General features: G+C 66.9%; 5 protein-coding genes. 1 reads left to right on the forward strand and 4 read right to left on the reverse strand.

From position 1 onward, the window contains the following. Positions 1 to 2,829 carry a [protein-PII] uridylyltransferase gene (locus E5162_RS12465; protein WP_135945579.1) on the reverse strand — a complete coding sequence of 943 codons (2,829 nt, stop codon included), beginning with the start codon at positions 2,827 to 2,829 and terminating at the stop codon, positions 1 to 3. Positions 2,830 to 2,862: 33 nt separating this feature from the next. Next, a complete protein-coding gene (mutS, locus tag E5162_RS12470; RefSeq protein ID WP_135945580.1) occupies positions 2,863 to 5,556 on the reverse strand; it encodes a DNA mismatch repair protein MutS in 2,694 nt (897 codons plus the stop codon). 151 nt (positions 5,557 to 5,707) lie between these two features. On the opposite strand from mutS, the gene E5162_RS12475 reads away from it, so the two are divergent. Continuing rightward, the gene (locus E5162_RS12475; protein WP_135945581.1) at positions 5,708 to 8,020 is read left to right on the forward strand and encodes an NADP-dependent malic enzyme; all 2,313 of its coding nucleotides are present in this window, start codon (positions 5,708 to 5,710) and stop codon (positions 8,018 to 8,020) included. A 4-nt stretch (positions 8,021 to 8,024) separates the two neighbouring features. Here E5162_RS12475 and E5162_RS12480 read toward each other — a convergent pair whose 3' ends face one another. Both E5162_RS12480 and E5162_RS12485 read right to left on the reverse strand, forming a co-directional pair. Further along, entirely contained in the window at positions 8,025 to 9,434 is a 1,410-nt protein-coding gene (locus E5162_RS12480; protein ID WP_135945582.1) for an AmpG family muropeptide MFS transporter, read from the reverse strand. 38 nt (positions 9,435 to 9,472) lie between these two features. After that, complete coding sequence (locus tag E5162_RS12485; protein ID WP_135945583.1) at positions 9,473 to 11,368, reverse strand: ATP-binding protein; 1,896 nt, start codon at positions 11,366 to 11,368, stop codon at positions 9,473 to 9,475. Between the last annotated feature and the right edge of the window lie 23 nt (positions 11,369 to 11,391).

Genomic DNA, 11,391 nt, shown 5'->3' on the forward strand with positions numbered 1-11,391 from the left:
TTATCGTCCCGGACTCGCCAGGGCACGAGACAGCCCGTCCCCGGCATGGCGATCGGCGACCGCATTCTCCGGCTCCGCCAATATGCCCATCAAGGTCTCGCGAATGGCCTTCAGCCGGTCGGGATCGGTGACCTTCTCGCCGCCATCGGTCACGTAGAAACTGTCGACGGCACGCTCGCCATAGCCGTCAATGCGGGCCGCCTGCAGCGACAGGCCCATATCGGCCAGTCCCCGCGCCAGATCGTGCAGCAGGCGCGGCCGGTCACGGCCAGACGCTTCGATCACCAGCGCGTTGTCGGCAGCATCGGTGTCGAGCTGGACATAGGGGCTGACCGCGAAGGCAGCTTCACGCCGTTTGACCGCGCGTTCGGGGATCGTCGCGGTCTGGTCCAGGCCTTCGCCCGCCGCCCGGCGAACCGCCTCGCGCAGCCGGTCCAGGCTGTGATGATCCGACCAGCCAAAGGGTTTGCCGCCCGGTTCCTGCACATAAAAGACGTCGAAAGCAGTGCCCCCTGCCGTGGTGGTGACCTGAGCGCCGACGACGTTCGCGCCGTTCAGCGCGAGCGCGCCGACAAGGTCGGCAAAGAGACCGTCCCGGTCGGGAGCCAGCACAAGCACTTCGGCAGCGGAGCGTCGCTTGTCGATCCGCACCCCGCAGGCAATCTCCTGCTTTCGGCGCGCGGCGGCGCGCACGAAGGCGGCATGACGCAGCCGGTCGGACTCGCTGAAGGCGAGCCAGTACGGATCGTCCAGGTCCTGCGTCCAGCGCTCGGCAAAAGCCGGGTCCACCCGGTCCAGGCGGTCGCGGAACAGGCGGCGCGCACGGTCGGCGCGCCCGGCCAGACGCTCTCGCGCCTCTTCCTCTTCGGGCGATTTGCCTTCGCGCAGGACCGCCGAGGTGGCTGAATACAGATCGCGCAGGAGCTGGGCCTTCCAGCCATTCCAGACACCGGGTCCGACCGCGCGAATATCCACCACGGTCAGCACTGTCAGAAGGCGCAGCCGCTCGGGTGTCGCCACCAGGCTGGCAAAATCGAGCACGGTGCGAGGATCGGACAGGTCGCGCCGCTGGGCGACATCGTTCATGTCGAGATGGTGGCGCACCAGCCAGGAGACCAGTTCACACTCCTTGTCCTCGAGGCCGAGGCGGGCACAGGCCGCCTTGGCACGCACCTCGCCCTCGATGCACTGATCCCCGGCGCCCTTGCCGGTATCGTGCAGCAGCACGGCCAGGTGCAGGGCGCGCCGGTGGCTGATCTCGGGAAGGATGCGCGTGGACAGCGGATGTTCGACCGGATGCTTGCCCTGTTCGATCTCGCGCAGGAAGCCCAGCGCATTCAGCGTGTGCTCGTCCACGGTATAGCGATGATACATGTTGAACTGGGTGCGCGCGACGATATCGCCGAACTCGGGGATGAAAGCGCCCAGCAGGCCCGCCTCGGTCATGGCGCGCAGAGTGATGCGCGGGTCGTCGGCCTCCAGCAGCACGGCGAAGAAAGCGCGCGCCGCCCGGCTATCATTGCGCAAGGCGTCGTCGACATGGCGCAGCGAATGGCTGATCGCCGAGACCGCGTCGGGGTGCAGGTCGAGATGGCGGGCCGACGCGAACTCGAACAGGCGCAACATCAATACCGGATCGGACTCGATCGCCGTCGCATTGGCAAAATCCAGCCGTCCCGACCGGATCCGGAATCCGGCCTCGGTCAGCGCATCGTCAGCTTCCTGCACACCGTGGGCCGGCATGAAGCGGCCAATCCCCGCCGGCGGGTCTTTGAGTTCATCGGCTTCCAGCTTGGCACAAACCAGACGCGTCAGCGCACCGACATCAATCGCGGCGCGGAAATAGTCGCGCATGAAGCTTTCAACGGCGAGCACCTGATCGGCATCCTGATATCCCATACGCGCGGCAACTTCAGGCTGCAGGTCGAAGGTCAGCCTGTCATCCTTGCGCCCTGTCAGGGCGTGCATGTGGAAGCGGACCGTCCAGAAGAAGTCCTCTGCGCTGAGATAGCGCTCCACGTCCTGTACCGAGAGCAGCCCGTTGGCCACCCAGCGTTCCAGCGCGTCATTGCCGTACAGGACCTGAGCCAGCCAGCGCAGGGTCTGGAGATCGCGCAGCGCGCCCTTGCCGTCCTTGACGTTGGGCTCGACCGCGTAGCGGCTATCGCCCTGCTTGTCGACGCGCGCATCGCGCTCGGCCAGCTTGGCCATGACGAAGCCGGCGGCTTCCTCGCCGCGTACATTGATGTCGAAGCGCTGCTTCAAGGCCGAGATGGGTTGATCGTCGCCAGCCAGAATGCGCAGGTCGAGCAGGGCGGTGCGTTCGGCAACATTGGTGGCCGCCAGTTCGATCGTCTCGCCAACCGTGCGCACGGCGCCGCCGCCCACCGTCAGCCCGCTGTCCCACATGGCGTAGGCGACCCGGTCGACGATGAGCTGATAGCCGGCCGGAGGACGCTCGCCAAGCAGGAAGAGGAGATCGATATCCGATTGAGGCGCCAGCTCGCCCGCCCCGAAACCGCCGACAGCGCACACGGTCAGCCCTTCGCAAGGCTCGCCTTCGGCCAGAACTTCCACCGCGATGGAGTCGAACAGAGCCCGGACCACGGCGTTCATCACGCTGGACAGGACCCGCGCGGCCTCCAGCCCCCCGGTCTTGCCATCGAGACAGGAGCGCGCATGGGCCTCGCCGCGGGCGACGAATTTCTTCAGCTTGGCCAGGCCCGCCTGGCGGGCCGAGGACGTGTCCCAGCCCGACCGCGTCGCCGCCGCGAGCTCGGCGCGCAGTCTCAATCCGTCAAGGGAGGCCGGCAGGGAAGAGGGTCTCATGGCACCGACTCATACGCGACTTGCCGGGCAGCGTCAGCCACTCTTGTCGGCGAGTGTTTTCAACGCATACAGCAGCTCATGCGCCTCGCGCGGCGTCAGCCCGTCCGGGTCGATCGACCTTAACCGATCCTCGACTTCGCTAGGCCGGGCCTCGGGCTCAGGCGCGGCGGCCGAGAAGAGCGGCAGATCGGCCAGCGCCGAAGCAGGCGCATCGTCGGATTCCAGCCGCTTCAGGATCTCCTTCGCCCGGGCAACCGCTGCCCTGGGCAGGCCGGCGCGCTTGGCGACCTCCACCCCGTAGGATCGGTCGGCGGGCCCGGGCTGGACTTCGTGTAGAAACACGAGCTCGCCCTTCCATTCCTTGGCCTTGAGCGAGACATTGCCACAGGCTTCCAGCTCGTCGGCCAGGCGTGTGAGTTCGTGATAGTGCGTCGCAAACAGGGCGCGGCAGCGATTGACGCCGTGCAGATGCTCGACCGCCGCCCACGCAATCGACAGGCCGTCATAGGTCGAGGTTCCGCGTCCGATCTCGTCCAGGATCACCAGGGCGCGCGGGCCGGCCTGGTTCAGGATGGCGGCCGTCTCGATCATCTCCGCCATGAAGGTAGACCGCCCGCGCGCCAGATCGTCGGCAGCCCCGACGCGCGAGAACAGCCGGTCGACCAGGCCGATCCTGGCCGAACCGGCCGGCACGAAGAGTCCAGCCTGCGCCAGGATCGCGATCAGCGCATTCTGGCGCAGGAAGGTCGACTTGCCCGCCATGTTCGGGCCGGTCACCAGCAGCAAGCGGGCATGGGCCTTGCCCGCCCCGTCGAGCGCGCAGGTATTGGGCGTGAAACGGCCGTCCGAATTGCGCCTCAGCGCATTTTCCACGACCGGGTGGCGCCCGGCCTCGATCTCGAAGACGCAGCTGTCGTCGACGACCGGCCGCGTGGCAGCAGCCCGCTCGGCCCATTGCGCGTTGGCGCTTGCCAGATCGAGTTCGGCCAGAGCTCTGGCGGCGTCGCGCACCTGCCCGCTCAGGGCTTCCAGGCGGTCTCTCAGCCCTTCGAAGATTTCAAGCTCGAGTGCAACGGCCCGGTCGCCGGCCGACGCGATCTTGGCCTCCAACTCGCCGAGTTCCGGAGTGGAGAAGCGAACCGCATTAGCCAGCGTCTGGCGATGGATGAAAGGCTCGCGCCCCATCAGCGCGTCGGCATTTTTCGCGCTCACCTCGATAAAATAGCCCAGCACGTTGTTGTGCTTGACTTTCAGGGCCGCGACGCCGCTTTCGTCGGCATAGGTTTTCTGCAAGCCGGCCACGATGCGCCGGCTGTCGTCGCGCAGCTTGCGCAATTCATCCAGATCCGGCGCCCAACCCGTCTGGACAAAGCCGCCATCGCGCACGAGGAGCGGCGGCTCTTCGATCATCGCCCACTCGACATCCTGAACCAGGGCGGCGAGATCGGGGCGTGCCGCCAGCGATACCGCCTCCAGCGCCCGGGCGACCGCGTCGGGTGGAGACGAGAGCGGCGATTGGGAAAAATCGCCATTGAGCCGCTCGCCCTCGCGCAGGGCCCGCGCCAGCTGCAGGGCGTCACGCGGACCGCCGCGCCCGAGGCAGAGCCGGGAGAGCGCTCGCGCCGGGTCGCCCGCGCGCTTCAACCTGGCCCGCACGCTCTCGCGCAGATTTCGGGCATCGAGAAAGAACTGCACCGCATCAAGACGCGCATGAATACTGCTCAAGTCCATCGCAGGGCGGGCCAGGCGCTCAGCCAGCAGGCGGGCACCGGGGGCGGTGACCGTCTCGTCTATCGCGTCGATCAGCGACCCCTTGCGAGAGCCCGACATCGTGCGTTCGATCTCCAGGCTCACGCGCGCGGCCGGGTCGATCGCCATGGCGGCGCCGGCGGCAATGGAAACCGGCGCGGACAGCTTGGCCGGCGCACCGGCCTGGGTCAGCTCGAGATAGTCGAGCAGGCAGCCCAGCGCGGCGAGCTCCGCCTTGCTGAAATCGCCGAAGGATTCCAGCGTCTGGACCTCGAAGCGTTGCCTGAGCCGCCTGTCGCCGGACGCGGGATCGAACTTGGCGCGCGCCCGCGCAGTGACCGCCGATCCCGGGCACAGGATAGACACCGTCTTCGCGTCTTCGTCCGCGACCAGGATTTCGGCCGGATTGAGCGCCGCCAGCTCGGCCTCCAGCGCGTCGGCCGGCAGGGCGATGGACTGGAACAGGCCCTCGGAGACATCCGCCCAGGCCAGCGCCATATCGCCGTTCGCCAGCCGGGCCAGCGCCCCGATCCGGTTGGCCTGGCGCGCATCGAGCAGATCGTCCTCGGTGAGCGTGCCCGGCGTGACGATGCGCGTGATCGCCCGGCGCACGACCGATTTTGACCCGCGCTTCTTGGCTTCGGCGGGATCCTCCATCTGCTCGCCGACCGCGACCTTGAAACCGGCCTTGATCAGGCGGGACAGATAGGCCTGCGCGTTGTGCACCGGAACGCCGCACATGGCGATCTTCTCGCCCTGGTGCTCGCCTCGCTTGGTCAGGGCGATATCAAGCGCCTCGGCAGCGCGCACCGCATCGTCGAAGAAGAGTTCGTAAAAATCCCCCATGCGGTAGAAGAGCAGCGCATCCATCGGCGCCTGGGCTCGCAGGTCGAGAAATTGGGCCATCATTGGCGTCGCGCCTTCCGGGTCCGGGAAGGTGCGGTCCATCATGGAATCAGAGGGGGCGCTCGTGCTCATGGACGCGCACGTTAATCCTGCCCGCGAGCCGGGCAAGAGGGGCATGCCCGCAGCTTCATGCGAGATGGCACATTGCCCGCGCCGGTGAAGGCGTTAGGCTGCGGCGCAACTGTGATCTGAACGCCCATTTTATTGAGAAGAGCCCGCCACTATGAGCGACCGCAAATCCAAGATCGACGACGACGAAGCCCTGTCCTTCCACCGGTATCCGGAACCGGGGAAGATCGCTCTGCGCGCGACCAAGCCGATGGCGACCCAGCGCGACCTGTCCCTGGCCTATTCGCCGGGCGTTGCCGCGCCGGTCCGGGCCATCGCGGAGAACGAAGATGCAGTCTACGACTATACGTCAAAAGGCAATTTCGTCGCCGTGATCTCGAACGGCACCGCCATTCTGGGGCTCGGCGATCTTGGCGCAATGGCCTCCAAGCCGGTGATGGAAGGCAAGGCGGTCCTGTTCAAGCGCTTTGCCGATGTCGATGCGATGGACATCGAGGTCGAGGAAAACGACCCCGAGGCCTTCATCGAATGCGTCCGCCGTTTCGGGCGCACCTTCGGCGGGATCAATCTTGAAGACATCAAGGGGCCCGATTGCTTCATCATCGAGGAAAAACTTCGCGAATACCTCGACATCCCGGTCTTTCACGATGACCAGCATGGCACGGCCATCATCTCGGTCGCCGGCATCATCAATGCGTGCGAGCTGACCGGGCGCAATCTGGAAGACCTCAAAGTCGTGGTGAACGGTGCGGGCGCGGCGGGTATCGCCGTGCTCGAGCTTCTCAAGGCGATGGGCGTGCGCGGTCAGAACGCGATTTTGTGCGACTCCAAGGGTGTCATCTACAAAGGCCGCGAAGGCGGCATGAATCAGTGGAAGTCGGCTCACGCAGCAGACACGCAGGCCCGCACGCTGGAAGAGGCGCTCGACGGCGCCGATTGCTTCATCGGCCTGTCGGTCAAGGGCGCGGTGGACAAGAAGATGGTCAAGTCCATGGCCGCCGACCCGATCATCTTCGCCATGGCCAATCCCGATCCGGAGATCACGCCCGAAGAAGTGCGCGAGGCTCGCTCGGATGCCATCATGGCCACCGGGCGTTCCGATTATCCCAACCAGGTCAATAACGTGCTGGGCTTCCCCTATATCTTCCGGGGCGCGCTCGATGTGCGCGCGCGCACCATCAACGAGGAGATGAAGATCGCCGCGGCCCGCGCGCTCGCCGCCCTCGCCCGCGAAGACGTCCCCGACGAGGTCGCCGCTGCCTATCACGGCGCGCGTCCCACCTTCGGGCGCGACTACATCATCCCCGCCCCGTTCGATCCCCGCCTGATCAGCTATGTGCCGCCCTTCGTCGCCCAGGCCGCAATCGATAGCGGCGTGGCGCGCAAGCCGATTTCGGACATGGCCGGTTACAAGGCCGCGCTGGCCCGCCGGCTCGATCCGACGGCAGCCATCCTGCAATCGATCCAGGACGAGGTCCGCTCTCGGCCGAAGAAGACCATCGTCTTCGCGGAGGGCGAGGAGCCGAGCGTGATCCGCGCCGCCTTCGCCTTCCAGAACCAGGAGCTGGGCGAGGCCATCCTGATCGGCCGGGAAGAGACCACGAAGGCCAATATGCGCCTGGTCGGCGTACCCGAGGACGCGATCCGCATCGTCAATGCCCGCCTGTCCGACCGCAATGCTGACTATGCCGACTGGCTTCACAAGCGCCTGCAACGCCGGGGTTACCTGAAGCGGGACGTGCAACGCCTGGTCAATAACGACCGCAACGTCTTTGCCGCCTGCATGGTCGCGGGCGGCCAGGCTGACGGCATGGTCACCGGCACCACGCGGAACTACGCGCAGGCGCTCAGCGACGTCCAGCTTGCGCTCGATCCGCGCGCCGGCGAGCGGGTGATGGGAATGAGCCTTGTGCTGAGCCAGGGCCGCACCCTGTTCATCGCCGACACCAACGTGACCGAGTTTCCGGCCGCAGACGCACTGGCCGACATGGCCTGCGAAGCCGCGGCGGCCGCGCGCCGCTTCGGCGTCGAGCCGCGCGTGGCGATGCTGTCCTATTCCACATTCGGCAATCCGGCCGGCGATCGCGCGGAGAAGATCCAGGATGCGGTCCGCCTTCTCGATGCGCGCTCGGTGGATTTCGAATACGAGGGCGAGATGAACGCCGATGTGGCCCTCGACCCCGACCACCGGCGCATCTACCCGTTCTCGCGCCTGTCCGGTCCGGCCAACATCCTGATTATGCCGGCCATCCACTCCGCCTCGATCTCGACCAAGCTGCTCAGGGCCGCAGGCGGCGCGACCGTGCTCGGACCGATGCTCCTGGGTCTGGAAAAGCCGGTTCAGATTGCACGCCTGGGCGCCGGGGTTTCCGACCTGCTCACCCTGGCGGTGCTGGCTGCCCATGACCTCTCAGCCGAAGCCGCGGCCGAGGAGGCCGCCGCCCGCCGCCAGGCCGGCTCGGAGTAAAGCGCTAGCCCTTCTCGGGCGGGTCGGCCGGTTCGCCGGTCGGCCCCGTGGCCGCCTCTGGGCTGTCGGCGCGGGCGTCTCCCGTGCGCCGCTCGGCAAAGCGATGCTCACCGCGCGCCGCTTTGGATCCCAAAGTGACGACGAACACAAGCAGCGCCGCCGCGGGCAGGGTCCAGGCGGCGGTGATGGCGAAAAACGCCACATAGCCGACCGCATCGGCCAAGAGACCGGAGAAGCCGGACAGGAATTTGGCGAAGAAGCCGTAGAAGGAGCTGAGCAGCGCGTACTGCGTCGCCGCGTTCTCCGGGTCCACGAGGCTGGACAGATAGGCGATGAAGACGGTCGTCACGAAGCCGCCAGCGAGATTATCGCCGACGATTGCGATAGAGAGCTTCCACACATCCTCGGCATTGGCGGTCGCCGCCAGCCAGGCATAGGCGCCATTGGTCACGAAGGTGATGACCAGTCCGATGATCAAGGCCTTCATCAGGCCAAAGCGGAACGCGGCCACACCCCCCAGGAACAGGCCGAAAATCGTCGCCACGAGGCCGGGTCCGCCCTGAACCCCGCCGACAATCTCCTTCGCGAACCCGATGTCGGAATAAAGCGGGCTGGCCATGACGCCCATCGTGAAGTCGGACAGGCGATAGATCGCAACCAACGCCAGAACCGGGATGAACCACAGGCCGAGCCGGCCCAGCATTTGGCGGAAGGGCTCGACGACGGCCTTGCCCACCTTCACCGCGAAATTGCCCGAGAGGGCGCGGCGCGCCTCTCCGGTGGCGGGCTCCTTCATGAGGAAGACCAGCCCCGCCGACAGCGCCATCGCCGACGCCATCGCCAGGAAGGACCAGTTCCAGTCCGTCCAGCCGGCAATGGCAAGCCCCAGCCCGGACGTCATGTAGGCAACGCGGTAGCCCAGCGAATAGGCCGCGGCCATGTTCGCCTGCATCTCGTTGGGCGCCGATTCGATGCGCCAGGCATCGATGGCCACATCCAGCGTCGCGCCCGAATAGGCCAGCAGGATCGCCCCGATGGCGACCGGGAGGAGGCCGGCGGACGGATCGGTCTGCGAGATGATGACAAGCGCGATCACCGTGCCGGTAATCGCCGTGACGATCCACGAGCGGCGCGGACCCAGCAGCTTGTGCAGGCCGGGAATCTGGACGCGGTCGATCACCGGGGCCCAGAGAAATTTCAGCGTATAGGACAGCGTGACCCAGTAGAAGAAACCGATGGTCGAGCGCTCGATACCGCTATCGCGGAGCCAGAAGCTGAGCTTCTGGAACACCATGTAGAGCGGCAGGCCGGACGCGAAGCCCAGCACCAGCATCGAGAGCATGACTGGCGTGAAGTAGACGCGCACGGTCTGCTTCCAGTCCCGTTCCGTCGCGTCAAGATGCGTCTCGGCCATGCGGCTGCCTGCTCTGATCGGTGTCGTCTGGTTTCAGGTCAGCCGACCCTTGCCCGGTTTTCCCGCGGGCACAAGCGCGCAAGCGCATCGCACAGGCGCTCCTGATCGAGCGGCTTGGACAGGAACTCGTCCATGCCCGCGTCCAGGCACTCGGCCCGGTCTGCTTCGGTGGCATTGGCGGTCAGAGCGAGGATCGGCACCGTCCGGCCATGGGGAAGCGCGCGTATCCGGCGTGCCGCCTCCCGGCCGTCGAGCCTGGGCATGCGCAAGTCCAGCAAGACGGCGTCGAACACCTGCTCGCTGACCGCGTCGACGGCGGCCTGCCCGTCTGCGACCCGCACCGGGCGAGCGCCCAGGCGCGCCAGGATGCGTTCCCCGATCAACCCGTTTACCGGATCGTCCTCGGCAACCAGGATCGTGTATCCGGCGAGCCGCCCGTCGGGTCGGGGCGCGGCAAGCGGGGGCGGTACCGGCCCGGGCCGCCCCGAGGTCAGCGCTGAGGGTGCCGTGCGGCAGGCATACTCGGCCAGCGAGCGGGCGCGAACAGGGGCGACAAGCCAGCCATCAATCCCCTCGGGCCGCTGGTCGGTCGTAAACTGGTCCTTGGTGGACGGTCGCGCCAGGGCGAGGACCCGGATCGGGTCCTGCGCGGCGCGCAGGGCTGCTGCGTGCGCGGCCCAGGCTTCATCGAGCACCAGAACAGCGGCGCCTTTCGCCTGCGAGAGACAGTCTGCAATCGCGTCCGGATCGGCAATCGGAGAGGTGCGCGCGCCAAGCGCTGTGGCCTGCAGGGCGATCGCCTGGCGCTGGATCGCGCATGGGCTCGCCACGAAGACGTGGCGCCCCGTCAGGCAGGGATCGAGCGTGGCCGGCACCTCCTCGAGAATCGGGAAGGCAAACCAGAAGTGAGAGCCCTTTCCGGGCTCGGACGTGAAGCCGACCTCGCCGCCCATCGCTTCAGACAGGCGCTTGACCATGGCCAGGCCCAGGCCCGCCCCGGGCGCATGACTGCGTTCGGCGGCGCCCCGTTCGAACTGCTCGAACAGGGTGTTCCGGTCTTCCTGCGCAATCCCGGGGCCGGTGTCGGTCACCGAAAGGCGCACCATGTCGTTGGCGCGCTCTGCGCGGATCAGGACCCCGCCGGTCTCGGTAAACTTCACTGCGTTGCCGGCCAGGTTGAACAGGACCTGCTTGAGACGGGCGGGGTCGGCTGTGATGCGCGCAGGTACATCCGGATCGATGGCATGCGCCAGACTCAGATCTTTCTCGGCAGCGCGGGTCGCGAGGACTTCGCTCAGGTCTTCGATCAGGGCACGAAGATCGACTGGCTCCTGGCGCAGCTCCAGGCGGCCTGCTTCAAGTCTAGAGAGGTCGAGGATATCGTCGATGAGGGAGAGGGCATGCTCGGCGCTGGAGGTCACCGCATCGAGATAAGCGGCCTGGTCCGGCTGGAGACGGGTATCGCGTAGCAGGCGCGCTGCACCGAGTGCGCCGGACAACGGCGTGCGCAATTCATGCGTGATCGCTGCAAAGAAAACCGACTTTCCGCGGGCCGCTTCGCTTAGCGCAGCGCGGGCGCGGCGCTCCTGCGTCACATCGCGGCCCACCGACACGGTACCACCCCCCTCCAGGGGCGTTTCGGTCCATTCGATCCAGGCTTCCCCTCGCCGGGTAGCCATCGCGACATCGTAACGCCGCGATTCACCGAGTTTCTGAGATCCCAGCGCCGATGCGAACCAGCGTCCGGTCCAGTCCGGCCGCGCCCCGCCGAAGGCGTCGAGAAAGGCCTGATTGACCTCGGTCAGCCGGCCCGAGCAGTCGCGCACCATGACCAGCTCGCCCATCGAATCGAAGATGGCGCGCAGATCCGTCCTGTCCGTCACGGCGGGCGGTTCGGAGTCCGGCGCGCAATGGGGTGGGCGATCACGGGTCATGGACTAGCTTCTAGCGCGCGCCG

This window comes from Marinicauda pacifica (genome assembly GCF_004793635.1).
Taxonomy (GTDB): Bacteria; Pseudomonadota; Alphaproteobacteria; order Caulobacterales; family Maricaulaceae; genus Marinicauda; species Marinicauda pacifica.